At 56.0% G+C, this 26,362-nt stretch carries 26 protein-coding genes; 22 read left to right on the top strand and 4 right to left on the bottom strand.

Annotated elements, in window-relative coordinates:
• Positions 1-3 precede the first annotated feature (3 nt).
• Both prmC and L6990_RS10335 read left to right on the top strand, forming a co-directional pair.
• Entirely contained in the window at positions 4-921 is a 918-nt protein-coding gene (gene prmC / locus L6990_RS10340; protein ID WP_237204045.1) for a peptide chain release factor N(5)-glutamine methyltransferase, read from the top strand.
• Positions 921-1,985, top strand: a complete 1,065-nt coding sequence (locus L6990_RS10335; protein ID WP_440480503.1) for an L-threonylcarbamoyladenylate synthase — start codon at positions 921-923, stop codon at positions 1,983-1,985. Before prmC ends, L6990_RS10335 begins: the two co-directional genes overlap by 1 nt.
• Before the next feature lie 228 nt (positions 1,986-2,213).
• Here the strand turns inward: L6990_RS10335 and L6990_RS10330 are convergent, their stop codons facing one another.
• Positions 2,214-3,287, bottom strand: coding sequence for an NAD-dependent epimerase/dehydratase family protein (locus L6990_RS10330; protein WP_237204043.1), 1,074 nt, complete (start codon positions 3,285-3,287; stop codon positions 2,214-2,216).
• A gap of 237 nt (positions 3,288-3,524) precedes the next feature.
• Here L6990_RS10330 and L6990_RS10325 point away from each other — a divergent pair, with 237 nt between their 5' ends.
• From L6990_RS10325 to L6990_RS10265, 13 genes are all read left to right on the top strand, one after another.
• Entirely contained in the window at positions 3,525-5,384 is a 1,860-nt protein-coding gene (locus L6990_RS10325) for a glycosyltransferase (protein ID WP_237204042.1), read from the top strand.
• Positions 5,377-7,239, top strand: coding sequence for a nucleoside-diphosphate sugar epimerase/dehydratase (locus tag L6990_RS10320; protein ID WP_237204041.1), 1,863 nt, complete (start codon positions 5,377-5,379; stop codon positions 7,237-7,239). The genes L6990_RS10325 and L6990_RS10320 overlap by 8 nt, the downstream gene beginning before the upstream one ends.
• Before the next feature lie 3 nt (positions 7,240-7,242).
• Positions 7,243-8,271 carry an MraY family glycosyltransferase gene (locus L6990_RS10315; protein ID WP_237204040.1) on the top strand — a complete coding sequence of 343 codons (1,029 nt, stop codon included), beginning with the start codon at positions 7,243-7,245 and terminating at the stop codon, positions 8,269-8,271.
• 43 nt (positions 8,272-8,314) lie between these two features.
• On the top strand, positions 8,315-8,680 hold the full coding sequence (locus tag L6990_RS10310; protein WP_237204039.1) for a hypothetical protein: 366 nt from the start codon (positions 8,315-8,317) through the stop codon (positions 8,678-8,680).
• A 17-nt stretch (positions 8,681-8,697) separates the two neighbouring features.
• Positions 8,698-8,958 carry a hypothetical protein gene (locus tag L6990_RS10305; RefSeq protein WP_237204038.1) on the top strand — a complete coding sequence of 87 codons (261 nt, stop codon included), beginning with the start codon at positions 8,698-8,700 and terminating at the stop codon, positions 8,956-8,958.
• 96 nt (positions 8,959-9,054) lie between these two features.
• A complete protein-coding gene (gene atpB, locus L6990_RS10300) occupies positions 9,055-9,858 on the top strand; it encodes a F0F1 ATP synthase subunit A (RefSeq protein ID WP_237204037.1) in 804 nt (267 codons plus the stop codon).
• 124 nt (positions 9,859-9,982) lie between these two features.
• The gene (gene atpE / locus L6990_RS10295) at positions 9,983-10,186 is read left to right on the top strand and encodes an ATP synthase F0 subunit C (protein WP_237204036.1); all 204 of its coding nucleotides are present in this window, start codon (positions 9,983-9,985) and stop codon (positions 10,184-10,186) included.
• 54 nt (positions 10,187-10,240) lie between these two features.
• Positions 10,241-10,786 carry a F0F1 ATP synthase subunit B gene (locus L6990_RS10290; protein WP_237204035.1) on the top strand — a complete coding sequence of 182 codons (546 nt, stop codon included), beginning with the start codon at positions 10,241-10,243 and terminating at the stop codon, positions 10,784-10,786.
• Positions 10,786-11,598 carry a F0F1 ATP synthase subunit delta gene (locus L6990_RS10285; RefSeq protein WP_237204034.1) on the top strand — a complete coding sequence of 271 codons (813 nt, stop codon included), beginning with the start codon at positions 10,786-10,788 and terminating at the stop codon, positions 11,596-11,598. The genes L6990_RS10290 and L6990_RS10285 overlap by 1 nt, the downstream gene beginning before the upstream one ends.
• 164 nt (positions 11,599-11,762) lie before the next feature.
• Positions 11,763-13,388: a F0F1 ATP synthase subunit alpha gene (gene atpA, locus L6990_RS10280; RefSeq protein WP_237204033.1), complete on the top strand. Its 1,626-nt coding sequence runs from the start codon at positions 11,763-11,765 to the stop codon at positions 13,386-13,388.
• A gap of 78 nt (positions 13,389-13,466) precedes the next feature.
• Positions 13,467-14,387, top strand: a complete 921-nt coding sequence (locus tag L6990_RS10275) for a F0F1 ATP synthase subunit gamma (protein WP_237204032.1) — start codon at positions 13,467-13,469, stop codon at positions 14,385-14,387.
• A 46-nt stretch (positions 14,388-14,433) separates the two neighbouring features.
• Positions 14,434-15,897: a F0F1 ATP synthase subunit beta gene (gene atpD / locus L6990_RS10270; RefSeq protein WP_237204031.1), complete on the top strand. Its 1,464-nt coding sequence runs from the start codon at positions 14,434-14,436 to the stop codon at positions 15,895-15,897.
• 2 nt (positions 15,898-15,899) lie between these two features.
• Positions 15,900-16,157, top strand: a complete 258-nt coding sequence (locus L6990_RS10265; protein ID WP_237204030.1) for a F0F1 ATP synthase subunit epsilon — start codon at positions 15,900-15,902, stop codon at positions 16,155-16,157.
• Between the two features lie 108 nt (positions 16,158-16,265).
• Here L6990_RS10265 and nucS read toward each other — a convergent pair whose 3' ends face one another.
• Entirely contained in the window at positions 16,266-16,982 is a 717-nt protein-coding gene (nucS, locus tag L6990_RS10260; RefSeq protein ID WP_237204029.1) for an endonuclease NucS, read from the bottom strand.
• Positions 16,983-17,051: 69 nt separating this feature from the next.
• Between nucS and L6990_RS10255 the strand changes: the two genes are divergently transcribed.
• Entirely contained in the window at positions 17,052-17,387 is a 336-nt protein-coding gene (locus L6990_RS10255) for an ATP/GTP-binding protein (protein WP_237204028.1), read from the top strand.
• Between the two features lie 20 nt (positions 17,388-17,407).
• Here L6990_RS10255 and L6990_RS10250 read toward each other — a convergent pair whose 3' ends face one another.
• Positions 17,408-18,721 (bottom strand): AI-2E family transporter, encoded by a 1,314-nt coding sequence (locus L6990_RS10250; RefSeq protein ID WP_237204027.1) that lies wholly within the window; start codon positions 18,719-18,721, stop codon positions 17,408-17,410.
• Positions 18,722-18,867: 146 nt separating this feature from the next.
• On the opposite strand from L6990_RS10250, the gene L6990_RS10245 reads away from it, so the two are divergent.
• From L6990_RS10245 to L6990_RS10220, 6 genes are all read left to right on the top strand, one after another.
• Positions 18,868-19,815 (top strand): tetratricopeptide repeat protein, encoded by a 948-nt coding sequence (locus L6990_RS10245; RefSeq protein ID WP_237204026.1) that lies wholly within the window; start codon positions 18,868-18,870, stop codon positions 19,813-19,815.
• A 95-nt stretch (positions 19,816-19,910) separates the two neighbouring features.
• Complete coding sequence (locus L6990_RS10240; RefSeq protein ID WP_237204025.1) at positions 19,911-20,801, top strand: ABC transporter ATP-binding protein; 891 nt, start codon at positions 19,911-19,913, stop codon at positions 20,799-20,801.
• Positions 20,783-22,381, top strand: coding sequence for a hypothetical protein (locus L6990_RS10235; protein ID WP_237204024.1), 1,599 nt, complete (start codon positions 20,783-20,785; stop codon positions 22,379-22,381). Before L6990_RS10240 ends, L6990_RS10235 begins: the two co-directional genes overlap by 19 nt.
• Positions 22,382-22,431: 50 nt before the next feature.
• Positions 22,432-22,719 carry a DUF3039 domain-containing protein gene (locus tag L6990_RS10230; protein ID WP_237204023.1) on the top strand — a complete coding sequence of 96 codons (288 nt, stop codon included), beginning with the start codon at positions 22,432-22,434 and terminating at the stop codon, positions 22,717-22,719.
• Between the two features lie 157 nt (positions 22,720-22,876).
• Positions 22,877-23,713 carry a hypothetical protein gene (locus tag L6990_RS10225; protein ID WP_237204022.1) on the top strand — a complete coding sequence of 279 codons (837 nt, stop codon included), beginning with the start codon at positions 22,877-22,879 and terminating at the stop codon, positions 23,711-23,713.
• Positions 23,714-23,846: 133 nt separating this feature from the next.
• Positions 23,847-25,631: a DEAD/DEAH box helicase gene (locus L6990_RS10220; RefSeq protein ID WP_237204021.1), complete on the top strand. Its 1,785-nt coding sequence runs from the start codon at positions 23,847-23,849 to the stop codon at positions 25,629-25,631.
• Between the two features lie 95 nt (positions 25,632-25,726).
• On the opposite strand, the gene L6990_RS10215 is transcribed toward L6990_RS10220, so the two are convergent.
• Positions 25,727-26,353: an isochorismatase family protein gene (locus tag L6990_RS10215; protein WP_237204020.1), complete on the bottom strand. Its 627-nt coding sequence runs from the start codon at positions 26,351-26,353 to the stop codon at positions 25,727-25,729.
• Positions 26,354-26,362: the final 9 nt, after the last annotated feature.

Below are 26,362 nucleotides of genomic sequence, written 5' to 3'. Positions count from 1 at the left end.
ACCGTGGGTGAGTTTTCACTGCAGCCCGGTGAAGAGCTGGCAACAGCCCTTCGCCGGGCTGGCGTATACCTGCAGAACTGCGGTGTTGAATCTGGCCAGGTGGACGCTGAGCTCTTGGTTGCCTTCCTGCTGGAAAAGTTCGGGAAAGAGCCGGTATCTCGTGGCCGGGTTCAGGCTTTAGCGCTGATGGGATCTGCGGTTCCCGAAGGCTTTGAAGATCTCATCAACTTGCGTGGGGACAGAGTACCTCTGCAGCATTTGACGGGTCAGGCGCACTTCCGCGGGCTAACGCTCAGCGTCGGCCCCGGAGTTTTCGTGCCGCGACCTGAAACCGAACTGCTGGTTGAGCATGCCAAGACTGCCTACCACTCACTGGTTAACCAGGGGAGTGCCGGGGTAGTTGTGGATCTTTGCACCGGCTCCGGCGCCATTGCTGCTAGCTTGGCGGCAGAACTGCCGGGTGCCAGCGTCCACGCCATTGAGCTTTCCTCGGAGGCTGCTGCCTGGGCGCAGCGCAATCTGGCTGAGCACGGTGTTCACCTGGTGCAGGGGGACGCGCTGACTGCTCTGCCAGAACTGCTGGGGCAGGTGACTGTTGTGGCCTCCAACCCACCTTATATTCCCGATGGTGCTGTGCCGAAGGATCCAGAGGTGCGGGACCATGACCCCAACCTAGCCCTGTATGGTGGTGGGGAGGACGGCATGACAATGCCCCGAGCCATCACCGCGCGAGCTTTTGACCTGCTCATTCCGGGGGGCTATTTCATCATTGAACATGCTGAAACTCAGCGGGAACTCATGGTAACTGCCTTCAAACGGGCCGGTTTTGAGGGTATAGAATCAATAGATGACTTTGCCGGTGAACCGCGTCATACCAGCGGCTATAAGCCCTTGCCTGCCCCTACAAGTGTGAAAGAATAATGAGCGTGAACGCAAGCATTGTTACTACCACCGATGAGACCTCCCGCCGCGAGGCGGTTGAGACTGCCAAAGCAGCGATTAGCTCTCATAAGACCGTGGTGATTCCCACCGATACGGTCTATGGAATCGCTGCTGACGCTTTCTCCGTTGAGGGGGTTTCTGCACTCCTGGCAGCCAAGGGTCGTAGCCGTCAGATGCCACCGCCCGTTTTGATCTTTAACCAGTCGGTGCTCCCTGGCCTGGCAGACGGTGTATCTGAGGACGCCGCGGCGCTGGCCGCTGAGTTCTGGCCCGGTGCGCTGACCCTGATTTTCTATGCTCAGCCTTCGCTGAACTGGGACCTGGGGGAGACCCAGGGGACGGTTGCTCTGCGCGTACCGAATGACCCCACGGCTATTGAACTTCTGCGTAACCTTGGCCCGCTCGCTGTCTCTTCAGCTAATAAGACCGGACGCCCGGCAGCTACGACCGCTGAAGAAGCGATGGAACAGCTGGGCAATGATGTCGAGGTGATCTTCGATGGTGGCCCCAGGCCGCTCGAACGAGGCGAAGGGTTTGATGCTGCCTCTGTTCTGCCCTCTACCATTGTTGACTGTACCTCTGACCGCTTGGTCGTCGTGCGCGAGGGCGCAATTTCGGCAGAGCGGCTACGTGAGGTGGTACCCAACCTCATGACTCGTGCTGAAGTAGAGGCCCAGGAGCAGGCAGCACGTGAAGCACAGGCGGTGGCTAACGAAACCCAAGAGGCCATGGAGCAAACTGAATATGATGCACCCGAGGCTGCTGCTGACGCAGAGCCGCTGGCTCGGCGTGCACCGGCACCTGAGAGCGGAACCGTTGCTGCCGGCTTGGTGGGTACCTCATCGGTTGCTGGTATAGACCAGCGACGTGTTTCTCATGCTCAGACTCCTGAGACGAAGGTAGTGCGTGATAGCGCTAAACCCTACTCCGTAGATGCTGCAAGGAACCTAGTCTTTGGTGCGGCACCGGTGGCAGCCGAGGTGCTTTCGGCTAGCGGAACAGAACTGCCCGAAGGCACTGAGTCTGAGGAACAGGCAGGTTAAGTCTCACTCGGCCAGCTAGATTTTCTGATGAAAAGGGAGACCTCGTGGGTCCCCCTTTTTTTCTGTCCTGGTGTCAGGTAGCTGTATGTTTTTACGCAGACCAGCATGGTAATGGCGAGCTGGCATGGGGCTGGCATGAATCGCCTAGCGAGCGCTAGCGAGCCGGGCGAGAGGGTCAGCTCGCCATTACCATGCTGGTCGGAGTTCTCTTTTGACCTATCTAAAGGCTTAGTCTGCGAAGCGGCGGTCTGATTTTTTGCCGAGTGAACTGTGGGCAGTGCGCAGCACTTCCGAAACGCGGGCGGTAGGAATGAGACCGTTGGTGCGTGCCCAGCTGTCATCGACGTCCTGACCGAACCACATGACTTCGAGACGGCGCACGGGGCCGGTCAGTCTGTCACCTGCATAGTCTGAGGCTTTGTAGCCGGCGCTGAGCAGGGTGCGGCAGAGCTTTTCAGGAAGGTGCAGAGGGCGGCGTCGTCCGGCGTCGATGAGCACTGATTCAGTGGTGGCTGACTCCCAGGGCTGAAGGACGATGGGGGGCAGTTCGCCGTCAAAGGCTCCCACCATGGCGGTGAACTCTGCTAGGGCGTAGTTTGATGAGACGGGGGTGCGGTGCTGCCCGTTCCCGGCGACGGAGGCTAGGGGGGAAGAGGCAATCTTAGCGAAAGCCTGGGTGGTGCGGCGGCCCTGCCCTTGAACGCTGGTTGCTCGCAGTATGCAAATTTCGAGGGCGTGGTGGCGGGCTACCTGGGCAGGTGCGTAGGAGGGAGCTGCTGGGAACTGCGATTCAGCAGATCCTGGTGCTGTTCCCTGGGCTGCTTTTTCTTCAATGAATGAACGCAAGCCTAGCAGCACTTCTTCGCCCAGCGCTTTGGAGAAGGAGTATGCAGAGAAGGGGTCTGTGTCTGGGGTGTCTGTGAGCACGGGAACCGGGCCAAGCACAGCGGCTGAACTCATGTGGATAAGTCGGCGAACCCCGGTACGCTGAGCTGCGATAGCGATAACGGCTGGCAGCAGGGCGTTGGCACCGAGTAGGGGTGCTAAATCCTCCTGATCTGGGGCTGCTAGTCCGGAGGCATTGATGACCACATCGCAGCCGGCGAAGGAATCTGCAAGGGAGTCAATGATGCCTTCTAGCTTGCGGGCGTCGCGAATTAGCTGTTGGGGGTTTGTTTCACGGGTGACTAGCCGGGGAGCCTCGATTGCATCAACCGTGAGGCCCTCAGCCGTCAGCCTAGCCAGAATAGATGAGCCAACAAACCCACTCGCGCCAATGATTTTCCAGGAAGTATCTGCCATAGTATGTCCCATCAGTTCAAATAAGCTCCCGCACCTGTGCGGGTTTACCTCTAGGGTGTCATACAGTGCCGCTAAAACCCCGTAAGCAACCCTGAGAAAAGCCGGTATCTTCTGCGCTCACCGGCTGGCTGTAAATGGTTTAAGCTAGAAGTTAGGTAAACTTTAGAAGATTATGCGGTGTTTCTGCCGCACAGCTTGAACAGGCTACCACCCGCTGAAAGGATTAAGCAGGTTTCAATGGTTTCTCCCGGTGAACCCACAGCAGCACAGGCTGCTCGCTCAGAACGCATTGTGGCGGTGGTTGTTACCTACAACCGTCTAGACTTGCTTCCCCAAACTTTAGCTGGAATAGCGTCCGGTCAACTGGTGCCGCATGCCGTGGTGATTATCAACAACGCATCGACAGACGGCACTGGCGACTACCTTGACTCACTGAGCTACGGGCTAGACACCGATATCGTGCATTTACCTAAGAACGTGGGCGGTGCCGGAGGTTTTGCGGTAGGGATTGACCGAGCTTTGGCACGCCATGACGCGGATCTAGTATGGGTGATGGACGATGACACTGAACCGACCGCCAATACCCTGAGCGAGGCCTATCGAGCCTGGGTGGATTACTCACCTGTTCGAAGCGAACGCCCCGTCTTTGTAGCTTCGAAGGTGGTGTGGGATGACGGACGCGACCATCCCATGAACACCATGCGTACTATGTTCGCAGCCGGTCAGGAGCGCACCCAGAAAGCGGCAGCTGTGGGAGCCCGTCCCATCCGCTCGGCGTCCTTCGTATCCGTTCTGCTCGATGCTGCAGCTATGCGGGCCACCGAGCTGCCTCTGGCTGATTTCTTCATTTGGAATGATGACTTCGAGTACACCACTCGCCTTGCCCATCATGGTAATGCTATAGCTACCGAAAAATCGGTGGCTCTGCACCACACCAAAACTTTTGGTACTACCGACGCCAATCCAGGGCCCCGCTTTTACAACGATGTACGCAACAAGCTCTGGGTTTTCTGTGCACGGCGCACGCTGAGCCCACTAGAGAAGCTGCTCTACGGTGGTTCAACCGCCAGGTTGTGGGCTAGCACCCTACTCCGCACCACCGACAAGAAGATTTATACCGGTTACTTTCTCAAGGGAGTGCGGGACGCCGCCCGCGGCTACCGCAGTAACGACCAGGTGCTGGCTGGTGTCTATGACCTGGAAACCGTTACATCCTCTCAAAGGCAGAGAAGTGACCGGTCTGATAGTGCTGCTTTCAGCCTGCTCATGAGTGTGTACGCCAAAGATAAAGCACACCAGCTTAAAGATGCCCTGCTGTCTAATACAGAAGCGCAGGAGCTGCGCCCTGATGAAGTGGTTCTGGTTGAAGATGGGCCTCTTCCTGCTGAACTCTCGGCTGTGCTCGATGAATTTGAAGTCTCAGCGTCTATGCCAGTTAAGCGTCTTGCCCTACCGCAGAATTTCGGTTTAGCCGCCGCTTTGCGTGAAGGTCTGGACGCCTGCACCCACGATATTGTGGCTCGGGCTGATGCTGATGACATTTCGCTGCCTCACCGGTTTGACGTTCAAATCCCTCTGGTAGCCAACTGCACCTACGATGTTGTTGGATCAGCGATGAACGAGTTCCTTACCGATCCAGAAGTGGTGGAGTCTGTGCGGTCGGCACCTTCCCACCCCCGGACTATCAGCAGTACATTTGCAACCCGCAACCCTATGCTGCACCCCACCGTTGTCTTCAGGAAATCAGCGGTTCTTGCCGTGGGGAGCTACACCGAAGTTCCCGGGGCAGAAGATTACTGGCTGTGGGTGCGCATGAATAAAGCCGGCTTCATCTTTGGCAACGTCCAGGAGCCCCTGGTCGCCTACCGGGTCACTGAAGCCTACGCTCGGCGTGGAGGGCTTGCTGCTTTTTCCAAGGATTACGAAGTGCAGCGCAGACTCTATAACGGTGGAGCTTTATCAAAACTTCAGTGGGCACGAAACATCACCGTTCGTTCCGTCTACCGTTTCGTTCCAGAAGATGTTCGGAAAAAGATTTTTAGAGCGGTGACGCGCGGCAAAATAGCAGTAGTTCAGCGAGAGGGAGACCGTGGCTAAAGAAGCATCCCTGCAAACAGCCAGCATGCCCGTGCTCCCCAACACCTATGAGCGCAAAACTTGGTGGAAGTACGTTCAGATGGGGCTTGACTCTGTAGCCTGGCTGGTCGCCCTTCCCGTAGCCTTTATTCTCCGATACGGCCTTGATATTAGGCAGATCGACGGTAGCGGTTTAGCTCTTGTCGCTTCATTAGCCGTGGTATTGCAGCTGGGTTTTGGTCTCTGCGCTGGGCTCTACCGTGATCGCTACTCTTACGGCAGCTTCCATGAAGGTCGCATTCTCTATCCTCTAGCGGTTGCCAACGTCATTACCATCCAGTTTGTTCTGCTACTGTTTGCCCGCCATATTGGTGTTCCGCGTTCTGTGGTAGTTATTGCCTTCCCCATCGCTATTTTGCTGATGATGGGGCTGCGTTACGTCAAACGCATGTATGAGGACCACACTAACCGGCCTGATTTGGATAGCTCTGAGCCGGTGATTGTTTTTGGCGCGGGCTTCCTGGGGCGAAACGTGGTTTCTAATCTCATGTCGGACCCCAAATCTAAGTACCGACCGGTAGCCATTGTCGATGATGATCCGTCGATGAGAAATGCGCGGATTCATTCGGTGCATGTCGCCGGTGAAAGTGCTGACCTCCCGCAGCTGGTCAAGCGTCTGCACGTTGGCAAGGTGCTCATCGCTATTGGGGAGAACATCTCAGAGCGCCGTCTGGTGAGGGTCACCCAGGCGATGAAAGAACTGGGCGTAGAAACTCTCCGCATCACTTCTGCTATTCCTGACATCTCGGGTATCAAGGGGGAGGAGCTGGCTAACGATGACCGCTTCCTTCTAGAGAACATCCGCGGAAAAATCGATTACCAGATTGATCGGGACGCTATTGCCTCCTACGTTGAGGGTAAACGGGTCCTGGTGACGGGAGCCGGTGGCTCGATTGGCTCTGAGCTCTGCCGGCAACTGAGTAAGTACGCTCCAGCTGAACTGATGATGCTGGACCGCGATGAATCCCTGCTCATGGATACAAAATACTCCCTGACCGGGCTTTCTAGTCTTGATGATCGCTCCATTGTGCTAGCTGATGTACGCGATGCGGACGCCATCATGGCGGTTTTTCTTGAACGTCAACCTCAGGTTGTATTTCATGCTGCGGCACTAAAGCATGTGTCAGCTCTGGAGGCTTACCCTAAGGAAGCCTACAAAACTAATGCCCTGGGCACCGGGAATGTTCTCAAAGCTGCATCTGAAGTAGACGTTGAAGTTTTTGTCAACGTTTCAACAGATAAAGCTGCTGATCCTACTACTGCTTTAGGCCAGTCCAAGCGAACAGCTGAGATGCTGACCAGTTGGTATGGGCAGCAAACCGGCAAGAAATATGTGTCGGTACGCTTCGGTAATGTCTTTGGCTCTAGAGGTTCCATCAAACCTCTCTTTACACAGCAAATACAGGATGGTGGGCCCATTACGGTCACCCACGAAGAAGCCACCCGTTTTTTTATGCTCATCTCGGACGCCTGTCTCTTAGTCATGCTGGCCGGCCATATCGGTGATAGCGGTGAAGTGCTGGTGCTCGATATGGGGAAGCCGGTATCAATCCTCAAGATTGCTGAGCACATGCGCCGTATGTACGAGCGCTACGATGTCGAGATTGACATTATCGGGCTTCGTCCCGGTGAGAAAAAGGACGAAGTGCTTTTCGGTGCGGGTGAAGAGGCCCGCCGAAGCGAGCTTAATCCTTATATCCTACATGCCAAGGCGCCCGTACAAGCACCCAGCGAGCTGGACTACGCTCTCTGGTTCAGAAACTACCGGGAGCACAGAGGGTATGAACGTGCTGACCACGCAGGGCAGGGGGAGTAAGCCATGAACTCAGAGCTTTTACTCCTTATTCTGGTAGCCGGTGGTGTAGCTGCCGTGGCGGGTCTTCTGCTGCCTTTTGCAGTACGGCCGCTTCTGCATCGTTGGAACCTCGTAGACATCCCAACCGAGCGCTCATCCCATACTTCTCCGGTCTACCGGGGAATGGGTTTAGCAACGGCGCTAGCAGTGCTTTTGGGGTACGTTAGTGTCTTGGTCGATGGGCAAATATATACCGACCGCTCGGTTGCCTTGTGCGTCCTCTTTGGCATGATATCTGCCGGGCTTCTCGGCTGGCTTGAGGACTACCGCGGTGTCTCCATTAAGGTGCGAGCTGGGGCTCAGGTGCTGATTGGTGTCATCGTTACCCTAGGTCTCACCTATGCTCTGGGCACCCCTATTTGGTGGCTACCGCTGGGTGTCATCGCTGTGGCTGCTTACATCAATGTCACCAATTTTATGGATGGCATCAACGGCATTTCAGGTCTACACGGCCTTGCCGTCGGGGTGGCCTACAGTTACGCTGGCTGGGTAAACTCCACACCCTGGCTCGTAGGAGGCGGCGCCGCCTTAGCCGCAGCCTACCTTGCTTTCCTGCCCTGGAACGTGCGCACCGGCAAGAATGTTTTTCTCGGGGACGCAGGGTCCTACTTCCTGGGTGGAGCCATCGCTTCAATGGCTATCGGCGCCTTCCTGTCGGGAATCTATCTTGAGTACATCCTGGCGCCCCTACTGGTCTATCTGACTGATACCGGTGTAACTCTCTTGCGGCGAGTACTCAGGGGGGAGCAGTGGTACAAACCCCACCGCACCCACGTCTATCAACAGCTTACGGACTGCGGACTGAGCCATATCGGCAGCGCGTCTTTGGTAACAGTATTTACCCTGGTCATTACAGCAATCACGGTTCTGGCTCTACCCTTTGAAACTCAGAATGCCATCTGGTCAGCAATCCTCGTGGTGTGTTTGCTGGCGATGTACCTGTCCCTTCCCTCAGCTCTGAGAAAGGTTAAAAGTGCATCGACTATTCGGTAACCCGCGTGTGGGCCAGATGCCCTGGTGGCGCATCCTGTGTTACGTGACACTATCTTTTGTAATCTTGGCCATTATCGGTACGATTATTGGAGCGATAACAGAAGGCTTTGACGGCGCTGGTGGCTTTTCAACCGGTGTAGGTATCGTCTACCTCAGTTTCCTGATCAGTATCGTAACGGTGCTTGTAGGGGAGCGGTGGTCGATGACATCGGCTGCGCGTTCACTGGTTATCGCTTATGTTGTGAAGGTAGTTATCTTTACGCTGCTGTTGATTCTCGCTCCTGTACCCGATGGTTTCAGGAACGGTTGGATGATGGTAGCGGCTCTTATCGCGGTTCTTCTGCAGCTGGGGCTTGAAACGTACGTCATCACCAAGCAACGACTGCTGTACTTCGACGCAACTGACTGATGGAAAGTGAGCGGCTGTTGAAAGAAAATGAGGACACCTGGTACAGCCAGGATAAGAAGCTTCGCTCCACCGGCGAATTGGTTGCCGGGGGAGGGACTGCCGGTGCCTTTATGACGCTTCTCTACGTCATTATCGGCATAGCGGTCTGGGGTTTGGTAGGATATGGCTTGGACCACTTACTTGGAACCTCTTGGATCCGGTGGGCAGGAGTTCTTCTTGGCGCCTTTGGCGGTGTCTACTTGGTCTTCCTCCATATGCGACAGACGCACCAAAAATAAATATCTCTTTTCGCTAAGAGACCACACATACTTTTGATTCTTTGAACACCTATGAGGTTGCGCAAGCGGCCGACAAGTAGCAAGAAAGGACTTGCCTTGATTTCAAACGGGCTAGTTGTTGCAGCTGGAGAACAGCAGGGCTATCAAGCTCCCACGATTGATGACATGCACCTACCTGCAATCTTCGAGATCGGCTCGTTTGCTTTTGGCAAGCAGATGCTCTTGGTGATGTTGTCGGTGGTAATTGTGGCAGGCTTCTTTATGTATGCCGCTCGCAAGCGTGCCATGGTTCCATCCCGCACCCAGTTCATTGGCGAAATGGGTTACGGTATGGCACGCAACAGCCTGGGGAAAGAAATTATCGGCGCTCACGCCTATAAGCCCTTCGTGCCGTTGCTCTTTACAGCATTCTTCTTCATCCTGGTCAACAACCTTTACGGTTCCATTCCGCTGATTCAGCTCCCCACCATGTCACATGTAGGCTCAGCCTACGCACTGGCGATCATTGCTTATGTGACCTGGGTTGGTGTTGGTATTAAGCGAAAAGGTCTGGGTACTTTCTTCAAGGACATGACTATGCCATCCGGTGTTCCTCCGGTCATCTATGTCATCCTCATTCCCATTGAGTTCATGTCCAACATGTTGATCCGCCCAGCCACCCATGCTCTCCGTCTCTTCGCCACCATGTTCGGTGGTCACTTGGCGATTATGGTTGCCGCCTCACTGACCCAGTACCTCATCATGGAGGCAGGCGGCTTCGCTGCACTGGCATCGGTTGGTTCTGGTGTCCTGGGCATCTTCCTCTTCTTCCTGGAGCTGATGATTCAGTGCATCCAGGCCTACGTCTTCACCCTGCTCCTTGCTGTTTACCTGCAGGGCTCGGTCTCAGAAGGCCACTAAAGATTTTCTCTGCTGCTACGGCAGTAGATGAATAAAGCAACCCGCTTTAGCGGGTAGTTATCCACAAGAAAACTCTGCCCACACACAACACAAACTCACTGTGGGCTCTGTGAAAGGAAAAACCATGGAAGGTTCACTTACCGCAATCGGCTACGGTCTCTCAGCTATCGGCGGCGGCATCGGCGTAGGTCTGATCTTCGCTGCTTACATGACCAGCGTTGCCCGTCAGCCCGAGTCACAGAAGACCCTGCAGCCCATGCTGTTCCTGGGCTTCGCTCTGGTTGAAGCACTGGCAATTCTTGGTCTGGTCCTGGCATTCATTATGTAATGTTCGACTGATGTCGAACCTACTTGACCAATCTATAGAACAGGAAAAACCCCTATGTCTTTTCTAATGGCTGCGGAAGAGGGCGCTAATCCTCTCATCCCCAACATTTGGGAAATCGCCATTACCGCCATTGGGTTCCTGATCCTCCTCTTCATCGTTACCAAGTACGTCGTCCCGGCATTCGAAAAGATTTACCAGGACCGTAAGGAAGCAATCGAAGGCGGTCTTGCTAAGGCTGAAAAGGCCCAAGCAGAAGCAGCAGCAGCACGCGAAGAGTACGGTCAGCAGCTTGAAAGCGCTCGACTTGAGGCTCAGAAAATTCGTGAAGAGGCCCGTGCCGAAGGTGACAGCATCATCGCTGAAGCCAAGGAACGTGCATCGGTTGAGGCCGCTCGCATCACCGAGAACGCACAGAAGACTATTGCCGCTGAACGTGCATCTGCACAGGCTTCACTTCGCACCGAAGTTGGAACCCTTGCGACTGCACTAGCAGGCAAGATTGTTGGCGAGTCAATCGCTGACGATCAGCGTTCATCACGTGTGGTCGACCGTTTTCTTGCTGATCTCGATGCACAGCAGCAGGCAGGTGCTACTCGCTAATGTCAGCAGTGTCAACTGAATCACTGAACAAGGTGGAACAGGTTCTGGCAGATAATACTGCCTCTAACCCCAACCACCTCGCAGCAGAGCTTTTCGCTGTCGTCGATCTTATCGATGGCAACGGTGGCTTGAGGCGAGGTCTAACCGATCCTTCTCGCGAAGCGGAACAGCGCGCCGGTATTGCCCGCGCAGTTTTGAGCGGCAAGGTTTCAGAAGGCGCTCTCAACGTCGTTTCTGCAGCTGCAGAGGCACGCTGGAGCTCCGAGCGAGACCTGGCAGATGCTCTTGAAAAAACTGCCGTGACCGCGATTGCGATGTCAGCTGAGCAGCGCGGCGGTGCAGATGCACTGGACGCAGTCGTCAACGAACTGTTGACCTTTGTCAACACCGTTGATAGCTCAGCGGAGGCTCAGTCAGCGCTAGCTGACAGCAGGGCAAGCAAAGAAGCACTCAAGAAGCTCGCCGTTAATCTCGGTGGTCAGGTTACCACTGAAGAGGGCAAGCTTCTGCTCGAACGAGTTGGCTCAGCGACTCGCGGTAGCGCCGCAGCTCGCCTGGCTAATGAGTTTGTTGAAATCATCGTCAAGCGTCAAGACCGTTGGATTGCACGAGTAACCGCTGCTGAGGCACTCTCAGCTGAGCAGATCGCTAAGCTGCAGGGGTCACTCAACACAACCTACGGTAAGGACCTAAAGCTCGATATCACTGTCGATCCTTCGGTTCTGGGCGGTCTGCGTGTTCAGGTAGGTGACGAGGTCATTGATGGCACTCTTTCAACCCGCCTAGCAGATCTCAGCCGATCCTTCGCATAGGCAGTGTGACAAACCGTTTACGACGGTGATTTAGAAGATACATAAGACAGTAGCGAGTTCCCGTTCATCCACTGGTGGCGGGCGGGAACCTACGTCTTGCAAGTTTAGATGGACGCACCCGTTCGGTGCAGACCATCAACCAATTAGGAGAGCAGGGACATAAGATGGCCGATTTGACCATCAATGCCGATGATGTCCGTAACGCGCTGAACGAATTCGCAGCGTCTTACGAACCCGGCAATGCAGAGCGCGTAGAGGTGGGTCGTGTTGCATCAGCATCCGACGGCATCGCACGCGTCGAGGGTCTTCCCTCAGTAATGGCTAACGAGCTTCTTCGCTTCGAAGATGGCACCCTTGGCCTGGCACAGAACCTTGATACCCGCGACATCGGTGCAATCGTCCTGGGCGACTTCACCGGTATCGAAGAAGGCCAGGAAGTTCACCGCACCGGTGAAGTTCTGTCCGTACCCGTAGGCGACGCCTACCTGGGCCGTGTCGTTGATCCCCTGGGCAACCCCATCGATGACCTGGGCGAGATTGAAGCTGAAGGCCGCCGTGCCCTGGAACTTCAGGCACCCGGCGTTACCGCGCGTAAGTCAGTGCACGAGCCCCTCCAGACCGGTCTCAAGGCTATCGACGCCATGATTCCCATTGGTCGTGGACAGCGTCAGCTCATCATTGGTGACCGCCAGACCGGTAAAACTGCCATCGCAGTTGACACCATTCTGAACCAGAAGGATAACTGGGAAACCGGTGACCCCAGCAAGCAGGTTCGTTGCGTTTACGTAGCAATCGGCCAGAAGGCTTCGACCATCGCGGCAGTTCGTGAAACCCTGAAGCAGAAGGGCGCGCTGGAATACACCACCATCGTCGCTTCACCTGCATCAGATGCAGCAGGCTTCAAGTACCTGGCACCTTACACCGGTAGCGCCATTGGCCAGCACTGGATGTACGGCGGCAAGCACGTTCTCATCATCTTTGATGATCTCTCAAAGCAGGCAGAAGCTTACCGTGCGGTTTCACTGCTGCTCCGCCGCCCCCCGGGCCGCGAGGCTTACCCCGGCGACGTCTTCTACCTCCACTCCCGCCTGCTCGAGCGCTGTGCAAAGCTCTCAGATGAGCTGGGTGCAGGTTCCATGACCGGCTTCCCGATCATCGAAACCAAGGCTAACGACGTCTCAGCCTTCATCCCCACCAACGTCATCTCCATCACCGACGGCCAGATCTTCCTGCAGTCAGACTTGTTCAACGCTAACCAGCGTCCCGCAGTTGACGTAGGTATCTCTGTTTCCCGTGTGGGTGGCGCAGCACAGACTAAGGCAATGAAGAAGGTCTCCGGTACCCTCAAGCTTGACCTTGCTCAGTACCGCGCAATGGAAGCATTCGCTATGTTTGCATCCGACCTGGACGACGCCTCAAAGGCTCAGCTGACCCGCGGTGCTCGCCTCACCGAGCTGCTGCGTCAGCCCCAGTACACCCCTTACGCGGTTGAAGACCAGGTTGTTTCCATCTGGGCCGGCACCAACGGCTACCTGGACGATGTAGAAGTTTCTGACGTCCTGCGCTTTGAAACAGAATTCCTGGATCACCTGCGCCGTTCAACCTCCGTTCTGCAGGACATTGCAGCTAGCGGCAAGCTTGAAGACGAAACCGTCAACGCCCTGAAGACTGCAATCGCAGACTTCAAGTCAGGTTTCCGTTCAGAGGGCTCAAGCCACCTGGTTGAGGCTGGTCACGAGGAGCACAAGCCCCTTGCTGACGGTGACGTCTCACAGGAAACCATCGGTTAGCGATTTACCCGAGTTTTGTTGGTGCTCATCTCGTCAATGAGCTGAGCACCAACAGAGCAGGGAACGAAAGGAATCTATATGGGAGCCCAGATTAGGGTTTACCGCCAAAAGATTACTTCAACATCGTCTATGAAGAAGATCTTCAAGGCGATGGAGATGATCGCGACCTCACGTATCAGCAAAGCACGTAAAAGCTCAGAGGCTGCAAGCCCCTACGCTAACGCGCTGACCAAGGCTGTCACCGCCATTGCTACCCAGCATCACATTGAGCACCCGCTCCTTGCATCTGGAAGCAAGGGCAATAGCGGCCGTTCAGCGGTACTGGTTCTCACCAGCGACCGCGGTCTTGCTGGCTCCTACTCATCTTCCGTCCTCAAAAAAACTGAGGGGCTCATTGAGAAGCTCCGCGGTGAAGGGCGCGAGGTCAAGCTCTACCTCATGGGGCGAAAGGCAAAGTCCTACTTTGACTTCCGTGAACGTGAGTACGAGCAGGCGTGGGAAGGCAACACCGATAACCCCAACGTGGAGATGGCTGTAGCTGCCCGCGATGCCATTCTTTCAGCCTTTGAAAGCGGCGAGGTAGATGACCTTCATATCGTCTACACCGAGTTCGTTTCAATGGTTACCCAGGAAACCCGCGTTCTGCGCCTGCTACCCATCGCGGTAGCTGACGCTCGCGCTCTGGGGGAAGAAATTGTTCCCGGTGAACGCCTTGAGAACGATCAGTTCGAACAGAATTCAGTCTTTGAATTCGAACCGAACCCTCAGGAAGTACTCGATGAACTTCTGCCCCGTTACGTCGCTTCTCGAATTTACGCTTGCCTCCTTGAGGCCGCAGCGTCCGAACTTGCTTCACGCCAGCGGGCGATGAAGTCCGCAGGTGACAACGCTGACGAACTCATCAAGAAGTACACTCGCCTGATGAACAACGCTCGCCAGGCTGAGATTACTCAGGAACTGAGCGAAATTGTTGGCGGCGCGGACGCACTCGCCTCCTAAACTTCGAAGACAACTTTTCCACGCTCTACACAAGTAAGTGAGAACAATGACTGCAACTCTGAACGAATCGGCTGCACAGCCGACTCAGGGCGCAACCGGTCGTATTGCTCGCGTTATCGGCCCCGTCGTCGACGTTGAGTTCCCTGCCGGCCAGGTACCTGACATTTACAACGCGCTGACCGCTGACCTGACCCTCAACGGCACCACCCGCAAGATCACCTTCGAGACTGCTCAGCACCTCGGTGACTCGCTGGTACGCGCAATTTCACTCCAGCAGACTGACGGCCTCGTGCGCGGTCAGGCTGTAGTGGATACCGGTGCTCCTATTTCCGTCCCCGTGGGGGACGGCGTTAAGGGCCACATCTTCAACGTTTTGGGCGATGCCCTGGACGTACCCAACGATGAGATCAAGGCTGATACCTACTGGCCGATCCACCGTACCGCTCCTAACTTCGCTGACCTTGAAGGTTCAACCGAAATGCTGGAGACCGGTATTAAGTCCATCGACCTTCTGACCCCCTACATCAAGGGCGGTAAGATCGGTCTGTTCGGTGGCGCTGGCGTTGGTAAGACCGTTCTGATCCAGGAAATGATTACCCGTGTTGCCCGTAACTTCGGTGGTACCTCAGTATTCACCGGTGTTGGCGAGCGTACTCGTGAAGGTAACGACCTCTGGGTTGAAATGGAAGAGGCAGGTGTTCTCAAAGACACCGCCCTCGTATTCGGCCAGATGGATGAACCCCCTGGAACTCGTCTGCGCGTAGCGCTGACCGGTCTGACCATGGCGGAGTACTTCCGCGATGTTCAGAACCAGGACGTTCTGCTCTTCGTTGATAACATCTTCCGCTTCACCCAGGCAGGTTCAGAAGTTTCAACCCTACTGGGTCGTATGCCTTCTGCTGTGGGCTACCAGCCCAACCTGGCGGACGAAATGGGTCTGCTGCAGGAACGCATTACCTCAACTCGCGGTCACTCCATTACCTCGATGCAGGCTATCTACGTTCCCGCGGATGACTACACTGACCCCGCACCCGCGACCACCTTCGCGCACCTCGATGCGACCACTGAGCTCTCACGTGAAATTGCTTCACGTGGTCTCTACCCCGCGATCGACCCGCTGACCTCGACCTCACGTATTCTGGACCCCCAGTACATCGGGCAGGATCACTACGACACCGCGATCCAGGTCAAGGCAATTCTGCAGGAAAACAAGGAACTCCAGGACATCATCGCGATTCTTGGTGTGGACGAACTTTCCGAAGAGCAGAAGGTCGTTGTTTCCCGTGCCCGCCGTATCGAGCAGTTCCTCTCACAGAACACCTACACTGCTAAGCAGTTCACCGGTGTTGAGGGCTCAACCGTTTCGGTCAAGGACACCATCGAATCATTCCAGATGATCTGCCGCGGCGATGTAGACCACATCCCTGAGCAGGCCTTCTACAACATCGGTGGTATGGACGACGTTATGCGCCGTTACGAGGAACTCAAGGCACAGTCTGGAGCCAAGTAATCATGGCACTCAAAGTAGAAGTCGTTTCACGTGCATCGGTCGTGTGGACTGGCGAAGCGCAGTACCTGCGTGCTCGCACCGTCAACGGTGATATCGGTATCATGCCGGGTCACATTCCCACCATGGCTCTTCTAGCTGAAGACGGCGAACTTCTCATCGAGTCGGTTACCGGCGAGAAGAAGGTGACCCGCCTGCACGAAGGTTTCTTGACCGTTTCAAACGATCGAGTCACCATCGCAGCTAAGCACGCGACCATCTAGGTTGCATAGAAGCCGGGCTTCCCCACGATAGTGGGGTAGCCCGGCTTTTGTTTTTAATGAGATCAGAACAAGCAATTTCTGAAGGTTAGGGTTGCTGTAACCTGCCGGTTAGAAGAGGCGGGACTCCACATCGTCCACCCCGCGCATGGCGTCATAGTCGAGGGATACGCAGCGAATGCCTCTGTCCTCAGCCAGCGTACGCGCCTGAGGCTTGATACGCTGCGCAGCAAATACACCCTGGACCGGAGCTAGCAGAGGGTCACGGTTGAGGAGTTCAAGGTAGCGAGTTAACTGCTCAACACCGTCTATATCGCCCACACGCTTGAGCTCAACAGCAACAGAGACTCCAGAGGCGTCCTTAGCGAGGATATCAACGGGACCAATCGCGGTGGGGTATTCACGGCGAACCATGCGGTAGCCAGCACCCAAAAGCTCAATCTGCTCGGACAGCAGGCGCTGAAGGTCAGCTTCAACGCCGTCTTTGATGAGCCCGGGGTCTATGCCTAGGTCATGGCTCATTTCGTTGATTTTGTCGAAAACTCTAATCACCAAGCGGTCATCGGTTTTAGCTGCCTGCACAGTCCAGAGCTCACAGACATCGCTGTCCAGCTCATCGGCTAAGGAGGTGCTGTCAATTTCAGCCCGGTCGGCAATGTGCAGGCGGGCAGGTGGGCTCATCCAGTTCAGCGGCTTGTAGGAACCGCCATCCGAGTGAATAAGCACGGACCCGTCATTTTTGATCACCAGGAGCCGGGTGGCGCGGGGGAGATGGGCAGAGAGCCTACCCATATAGTCAACAGAACAATCAGCAAATACTAAACGCACCGTACCACTCTAGCACCCAGGTTTTGGCCTTCAACCTGCTGGCCCACAAACCGTGAGAAAATGGTGAGCATGCCCCGAAAAGCCCACCACGCACCCCGCAAAAATAATTCTGGATCCGCCCCCAGCAAATGGCAGAAAGCTCGCCCCCAGGGGCGGGATATTTCGCGCATCTTAGACCCGGCACCCTATATCGAGCGGGCAGGGGATGGGGACTGGTTTGTTCAGCACATTCCTTCAGTCAACGCTGTCAAGACCTACAAGTGCCCCGAATGCGAACGTTCCATTACCCCCGGTACCGCCCATCTGGTGGTCTGGCAGCAAGATCATATGTTCGGCAAACAAAGAGCCATCGAAGAGCGGCGACACTGGCATAAACGCTGCTGGGAGACTCGCAGACTCTGGTAGAAACACTTCCCTCTGCAGGCCTAGAGAGTGTCCTGCCGGGGGATGAGTACTTCGCGGAGCAAGATGAGCAGGGACGCGGCAACGGGGATAGCGATAATGGCACCGAGTACACCCCAGAGGGCGGCACCTGCTGCTACGGCGATAACTGCCACCCCACCCGGCACAGCCACTGCTTTGCTCATAATCCGCGGAGAAATAAAGTATGCCTCAATTTGTAAGTAGACCAGGTAGGGGATCAAGAAGAAGAGGGCAGTCTGCCAGCTTTCTAGAAGAGCTACCAGCGATACAAGGGCGGCGGCGCTCACTCCACCCACCAGGGGAATGAAAGCTAGGATGAGCACGAAGAGCATGAGTAGCTGGGGGAAGGGCACACCTACTATAAGCATCACTATTAGAGCGAAGGTGGCGTTGCAGACCGCTACCACCGCTTGACCTGAGACGTACTGACCTACTGAGCTGGTGATTTTTTCTGTTAGGTCTGCAACCCGGTCCCGCTTGGACGCAGGCGCTAAACGAACTCCCCAAGCCTTGATGGTGGGTAGCGAAGCCAGGACGTAGCCCGATAAAAAGAGAACGATGATAGTGCCGGTGAGAAATTCTGCCAGCGTGGAACCCGCGTTGATGAGCGAATTGAAAAAGCTGCTCATCACTGAAGAATCGGCCGTGATATCGGCAAAGAACTTATCGACTTCAGCATCGACTGCTGCGCGAATGTTGTAGCGGCTATCGAGCCCCTCAAAGAAATCTGAGTTGAGGAAGTCTTCGAACTGTTGGGGGAAGCCGTTGATGAAGGTAATGGCCTGGTGGGCAATCACCGGGATGACCCAGAAGATGATAGCTGAAAGGATGGCTGCGAAGGCAAGGAAAACGGTGGCTACACCAAAGCCCCGGGGGATCCCGAGCTTTTCTAGCTTTCTCACCATGGGGTCAAGGCCCAAACCAATAAAGACGGCTCCTGTTAGCCAGCCCGCTAGGGCCCCGACGTTGATCATCAGGTAGTAGCAGAGCAAGGCAAAACCTACTCCCACGGTCACCATAAATCCAAAGTAAATGGGGTTGGTGATGTGCCGAGCCTTGCCCTCTGGAACACGAGCTGATTTCGATAAACGAGGCTGTTCACCGGTGGTAAGATTTTCAGCTTCTACCGTTGTGGGTTCATCGGGTAGCTCAAAGCGGTGCCGGGGGAGAGCTCCTGGAATGGCTGGGAGCGTGAACCATTCTTGCTGCGCTTCAGCCCCCGAACCAGATGTTGGAAGATCACTCTTCGGCGATGTCTGGGAAGAAGCTCTGCGATTTATAAAGCGCAAACGGCGGGGACACGGAATTTTTGGCATGGGCTATTTTCGTAACTGGTAAGGCTGGTTTTCTACCACTGTATACCTGATTCAGCCTTAGGCTAGAAAAAACCCGCTGGGGTGGGCACGCCCTGATTTGTTTGGCACCATGGAGTACAGTATTTAGATTTAGTCAGGAGACCACCATGAGCACCGCTAACAACGAATTTTCTGCTGAACACCTTCCCGCCTCTGTGCGTAATGCCCCGGAATTAAGTGTTTCTCTCCACGATCAGAACGAGCAAGGCGGCTCACTAACTCCTTCTGATGCACCGGCAGCGGGCAAACCCAGCTGGCGCGTGGATGTAACGGACACTGAGAGCTTCCAGCAGCTGGTGCAGCTCTCCAACCAGGGGGCGGTTATTTTTGCCCTGTGGGCACCGCACTCACCAGCTTCGGTCTCGATGCTGGAACAGGCGGAGGCTCTGGTTAACTCTGCTGGTGGCAACCTTCTGCTGGCAGCTGTAGATATCACCAAAGCACCCGAAATCGGGCAGGCTTTTCAAATCCAGGGCGTGCCAACGGCGGTAGCGGTCATTGGTGGTCGCCCAGCCCCGCTCTTCAATGGCCCTGTTGATGCTGAGGCGCTGACGGACGTCCTGGGCCAGGTGCTTCAACTGGCTGCCCAACAGGGCCTCCGTGGCGGCTTTGAACCCGTGGTGCCTGAAGAGGGAAAGCCCCTGCCACCGCTGCATGCTGAGGCAATTGAGGCCCTTGACCGAGGGGATTACGCCGCTGCTGAATCAGCCTACACCCGTGCACTCAACGAGAACCCCGCAGACTCTGATGCCAAGATTGGTCTAGCTCAGGTGCACCTCCTGGAACGCGTAGCTGGGCTGAGCCTCGCGGATGAGCGTGAGAAGGCTGCTGCTGACCCCACTGATGTGCAGGCGCATCTCAACGTGGCTGATCTCGATATAGCCGGTGGGCATGTCGAGGACGCTTTTGCGCGCTTGCTGCGCCTCTTTAAAGCCGTTGATGCTGAGGCTAAAACTTCGGTGCGCGAACGTTTGCTGGAGTTGTTTACGGTGGTAGGTTCCAGCGACCCTCGCGTTACCAAGGCTCGGTCAGCTCTGATGACCGCCCTGTTCTAGATTCACACGGCTACAGGGTATCGATAAGCCAACAAAAAAGATAATCCCCCTGACGGGGGAGGGCACCGGTGCGTTAGTTCACTACTATGGATGGTATGAGTGAAGAAAACTTTCCCCCCACCGCTGTCCCAGCCCAAGGTGATTCGCCGCAGCAAAACCCTGCAACTGCCCAGGTGGCTGCGCATATTTCCGACAACATTGTAGACGCTGAAGTGGCTCCGCAGAGCCACGGAACCCCAGCACTCGATATACGTTCTCTGGTCAAGATTTTTGATCAAAGAGCTGTGGTTGATGGAATCAACCTGACCGTTCCCCGCGGCTCATTTTACGGGCTGGTAGGGCGCAATGGGGCGGGTAAGACGACCTCCATCTCTATGGCGACCGGTATGCTCAAGCCCACCCAAGGACAGGTGCTCATTGGCGGGGTAGATATCTGGGCGCAGCCATTGGACGCCAAACGTAAAGTAGGGGTGCTGCCCGATAGCGTCCACCTCTTCGATAAATTGACCGGTGAGCAGCTGATTACGTTCGCCGGTAGGCTTCATGGGCTAGATAAGCAGACGGTAGCTCAGCGTACCCGTGACCTGCTGGTCGCCATGGATCTTACCGGGGCTGCAGGCCAACAGGTTGCCGATTACTCAGCCGGTATGACCAAAAAAGTGGCCCTAGCCTGTGCCATGATTCATGCGCCGCAGTTGCTGGTCCTTGACGAACCTTTTGAGGCAGTTGACCCCGTATCAGCGTCAAATATTCAGGACATACTGCGAGCCTACGTGGGTGGTGGGGGTACGGTAATTATCTCCTCCCACGTCATGGATCTAGTACAGCGTCTATGCGATCATGTTGCCATCATGGACAAGGGGCGCATTCTGGCTTCAGGCACAGTGGACGAGGTCAGAGCAGGGCAGAGCCTTGAAGAACGATTTGTTAGCCTGGTCGGCGGCAGAGTGGTGTCGGAGGGTATCTCATGGTTGCAGTCCTCCTAAAACTCAAATGGGCCAACTTCGCTGCCCTTTTCACCAGCAAAAATGTGTGGGTGATCGTCGGCGTAGCCTTCGGTGGTCTCTACGCACTGGGCGCAGCCTTCGGGCTGGGGGCTTTGGGCTTTACCGTTGATAAAACCTGGTCCCTTACTTTTATGGTGCTGTTTGCTACCGTGCTTTCCCTGATCTGGTGGATTGTTCCTCTGGTAGCGGCAGCCGCTGATGCCACCCTAGACCCTGAGCGTCTAGCACCTTACCCCTTGACCGCTCCGCAACTCATGGGCGGGCAGGTGCTGGGAGCTTTCGTGGGAATCCCCGGAGCAGTTACCCTGGTGATGAGCCTGGCCGCTGCCACCTCGTTGACCAGCACCGGTTGGGCTCTAGCCTTCTATCCGCTTTCGCTGGTGCTGGGTCTGGCGCTGGTTGTGGTGGTATCGCGCCTGATTACACAGCTTTCCATCCCTTTGAGGGCCCGGCGCGGCGTCACCAATCTTCTCACCATTATTAGTTTTAGCATTTTGGTCATGCTGGGCCCTATCATGATGGGTGCAGTCACCGGGCTCTATTCAATGATTGACCGGCTACCCACTGTGGTTTCCTTCTTGCAGTGGACGCCTTTTGCGGCTCCCTGGGCGGTGGCAGTTCATGCAGGGCAGGGAAACTGGGGCGCAGCCGGTTTGCTGGTACTTGTCAGCTTGGTTTACCTGTCTCTTGCCTGGATGATGTGGCAGCGTGCAATGGAGAAGACCATGGCTAACGTCGGGGCATTAACCGCCCATAAGGCCGCTGCCAGCTTAGAGGCGGGCAAGCTTGGCTTACTGGGGCTCTTCCCCGATAAGCCCAGGTGGGCTATTACCGCTCGTGTTCTCCATATGATGTTCAAGGACACCCGCTGTAACCTGAATATTCTGATGGTGCCCCTCTTTTACACTATGTTTATTTTTATGGGCACCTCGATGTCGTCTCGTGAAATGGGTGGTGATGTCATGGGCCTGTTCTTCCTGACGGTCTTCCTACCAGCTTTCGCCGGGTATATTTTTGCCTACCTGATTTCCTATGAGAACACCGCCTTCTCCATGCACGTGCTGGCACCCCTACGCGGGATTGAAGACAGACTGGGGCGGCTCTATGCCATGCTGATCATCTACCTCCCACTGATGCTGGTGGGCAGCCTGGTTTATGTGCTGGTTAGCCAGCAGACTGGTTACATCGCTCCGATTATGTTGACCACGGTTGGCGTTTTCTTGGTGAGTTTAGGTGTCTCAGCGGTATCGGATATGTACTTCTCAGTCCCGGCACCCCCGCCCGGCTCCAGCCCCTGGAAGACCCCTAAACAGCCCGATGGCTTCGCTAAGGCTCTCTTACGCGGTTTCATTATGCTAATTCCTATGGTCCTCTCTGTACCCGGTGGTGCAGGTCTACTGGCTCAATCAATGACAGGTAATCCGCTCTGGGGGTGGCTCGGTGGCGGTGCCATGCTCATACTTGGCCTCGTCATCTTGCTCTTAGGTATCAGGCTAGGATCACGTCGCTTTGAACAACATGCGGCAGATGCGCTGCAGCGTGTTGCCCGCTTCGGCTAACAGGGCTAGTAGCTCCATTACACTAGGAACAAACCCACGAAAGGAAAGCCATGTCCTCCATTCCCGGAATCGAAGATCCCTTCCCTGAAACTCAGCGAACAGGTGGCACCGCGCTGCTGGAACGCGAAGAAGTCCAGGACGTTGAACCAGGTGATCACGAGCGTTTCTCCCACTACGTCCGCAAAGAAAAGATCATGGAATCTGCCCTCACCGGAAAGCCGGTCAGAGCTCTGTGCGGCAAAAAATGGACGCCGGGCCGTGACCCTGAAAAATTCCCGGTCTGCCCCGAATGCAAGGAAATCTACGAAGGCTTAGCACCGGGCCAAGACAACAACTAAAACCCTACCTGTAGCAAGGGCGCTTCCCCAGCTGCGCCCTTGCTACATTTATGTGCAGACTCTTCGTCAACTACCCCCTTATTTGTTGGCAACCTTCTAAGAATCTCTGCCTGACAAGGCTAGCTCTCCCCACCCTTACCCCATAAAGGATTCCCCCATGAGATCCCCCGTTACCACCCGTCGCTCTTTTGCAAAAGCAGGTGCATGGTCAGCTCCCATGATTGCAGCGACCTCCCACATCCCTGCCTACGCGGCTTCTATTTCTATCCCTGAGCCAGTGCTGCGTTTCGGTATTTTTGCACAGGTGGCTGTAGAGGACGCTGGTCAACTGATTACTCGTTTGGGCACCAGCTCAGAATTCGGCGGCACCCCCTCCACCAATGGAACAGTTACTGGTACCACCGGCACCGTCTCACATGGAGCGGGCGACTTTACCCCGGGTGGTAGCCTGGGCGGTTTTAATAGCGGTTTGTACGGAGGTATGGGGCTCTGGTTTAGCTCGCCCGAGGACGCAAGCGGTAACAAACTGGCCGGTACAGCAACACTGGCTAGCGGGGCGGTCATTGAAGCTACCTACACGGTGACATTCGATGAAGACTACCTAGTCTACGGGCCGGATATCTACCAGCAGAACACCTCCAATACCATCGTTGCCCAGACGACTGGTCCCGCTGTTGAAGCGACCGGCGCTAATAGTGCCCCCATGCGGGCAGTAGACGGGGCAGAGACTCAGGACGGTGTGACCTGGTCTGCGACCACCACTTTCACCACGACTGACTCAGCTGTCTCAAGCACGGGCGAGCTGGAGTACGCCCAGCTACTGTTCAGCCAGCACCCTACCTTCTACATGGAAAATCCTGAGGCATCTTTCTCGGTGACTCTCCGCGTGGTCAGCGGAAGCTTGGTGGGAGTCACTGACGACGGGCAGACCGTGACCTACGATTTGGCGGGGCGCACTGTCACCGCTGAACTGCCTGTCATCACAGCACCTTAGGGACTTAAAGCTGATAGAAATTCATCGGCGTGACCAAGCCGGTAGTTTTTCTAGCCCCATTCCTGACCGAATGGGGCTAAACTTTTCTGGTGCCCCTTTGGGCACAGCGTCGTTGCGAGGGAAGGGACTCACCATGTCAGATGCACAGCCCACACTCTTTGGAGAAGGCTCAGCCCCTCTGCCTCCGGCCTACCCTGACCGCGCGGCTTGGGGCACAGCGCCTAAACTGCGCGCCTGGCAGTCGGAGGCAATGACGAAGTATTTTGCTGAGAACCCGCGGGACTTCATGGCGGTGGCAACCCCCGGTGCGGGTAAGACTACCTTCGCGCTCACCGTAGCGAAAGAGCTCTTTAACCGTGGCACCATCAACCGCATGACCGTGGTGGCCCCGACCGATCACCTCAAGCGCCAGTGGGCGGATGCCGCTGCGCGAGTGGGTATCTCCATTGACCCCAACTTTAAAAACTCTGACGGCACCACGGGCCGGGGCTACCAGGGCGTAGCTCTGACCTACTCCCAGGTTGCTAACAAACCCATGCTGCACAGGGCACGCACCGAAAATGGCCGCACCCTGGTCATCATGGATGAAATCCACCACGCAGGCGATGCCCTCTCCTGGGGTGACGGTCTGCATGAGGCCTTTGAACCGGCCACCCGCCGTCTGGCCTTGACCGGTACACCCTTCCGCTCAGACACCTCAGCTATCCCTTTTGTGCAGTATGAAGAGGACAAAGAGGGCATCCGCCGCTCTACATCTGACTACTCCTACGGCTATGGCCCAGCTCTTAAAGACCACGTGGTGCGCCCGGTTATTTTCATGGCCTACTCAGGTCAGATGCGCTGGCGCACCAGCGCCGGCGAAGAAATGGCGGCCAATCTGGGGGAGGGATTCACCAAGGACGTGACCGCCCAGGCCTGGCGTACTGCCCTCAACCCTGAGGGTGAATGGATCCCTACCGTGCTCTCGGCTGCTGATAAACGTCTAACACAGGTGCGCCGCACCGTACCGGACGCCGGTGGGCTAGTCATCGCTACCGACCACGCTGACGCACGCGCCTATGCTGCCCAGCTACAGAAAATTACGGGGGAAAAGCCAGCCCTCATTCTCTCCGATGACAAAGAAGCCTCCAATAACATCGAGGCTTTCAGCGAGGGAATGGCTCGCTGGATGGTGGCGGTCCGCATGGTATCCGAAGGCGTGGACGTGCCCCGTCTAGCCGTGGGCGTCTATGCCACCTCAACCAGCACACCGCTTTTCTTTGCCCAGGCGATTGGACGTTTTGTGCGCTCGCGTAAGCGCGGCGAAACCGCCTCGGTCTTCCTGCCCTCGGTTCCCCAGCTCATGATGCTAGCTAACGAGATGGAAGCTGAACGCGATCACGCCTTGGATCGAAAAGGCGCCAATGATGAGCCAGTAGACCCGCTCAACGAGGGCCTGGATGACCACCTCATTGAAGAAGCCAACCGTGAAGAAGTAGCCTCGGATCAGCTAACGCGCGGCAGATTTGAGGCTATCGGTTCTCAGGCATCTTTCCACGGTGTTCTCTTTGATGGCAGTGAATTTGCTTCCGGCGGTCTTGAAGTGGGGTCAGACGAAGAACAGGACTTCCTGGGCATACCTGGGCTACTGGACGCCGACCAGGTGGGCACTCTCCTGCGTGCACGCCAGCAGGATCATGCCTCCAGGCGTCCTGCCACCAGCGCGCCGCAGGTGGTGGACCACCGTCAGCTCAAGGACCTGCGTAACCAGCTCTCTAAGAATGTTGCTGCTTGGGCAGCCCGCACCGGCAAACCCCACGGTTCCATTCACAATGAGCTGCGCCGTATTTGCGGTGGGCCCGCCGTCGCCCAGGCATCAGCCGAGCAGCTCCAAGCCCGTCTCGAAAAACTGCAGGACTGGTTCGTGGGCAGAAAATAGCGAGAGCTCACCCACAAAGTTTTCGCCCATAAGGGGTTAAAAACGAAAAGTTTTTAACCCCTTATGGGCGAAAAGTTTTTGATGCTCTGAAGATCCTAGAGAACCTCGGTGACCGTCACGCCGGCGTCCTCCAACTCATCAACAGCGTTGTCCTGGCCCTCTTCAGACACCGGGGCAGTGAGATCCAGGAGCACTCGTGTCTCGTAGCCAGCGTCCACAGCATCGAGGGCAGTTGCTTTGACGCAGAAATCGGTGGCGATGCCCACCACGTCAACATCGGTAATCTCGTGTTCCTGCAACCAATCATCGAGGGAGAGTTTAGGTGTTTCATCCTCAACAGCTGCTCCGGCCTCGCGCTCACCGGTCATGACCGAGTTCTCGGGTGCTAACAGCCCCTCAAACCCCGAGTAGGCAGCCTCAAAGGCACCCTTACGAAAGAAAGCTTCAATGTAATCGGTATCCAAATCTTCGTGGGTATCAGCCCCGCGGCTCTCGGCTACACAGTGGCGGGGCCAAGAGGTCTTGTAATCCGGGGTATCAGAGAAGTGGTCGCCCGGGCTCACATGCCAGTCCAGGGTAGCCACGATTGCCTCGTAGTCACCGTGACGGGTTTCTACATACTCGCTAATCAGCGCAGCAACCTCGGCGCCGCGCTTGGTGGGTAGGCTACCGCCGGCGCAGAAGTCGTTCTGAACATCAACAATAATCAGTGCTTTGGGCATGGGTGCTCC

It is taken from the genome of Rothia endophytica (assembly GCF_928381505.1).
In the GTDB taxonomy this organism is placed as follows: Bacteria; Actinomycetota; Actinomycetes; order Actinomycetales; family Micrococcaceae; genus Rothia; species Rothia endophytica_A.
This window is presented reverse-complemented; position numbering and strand designations above follow the sequence as displayed.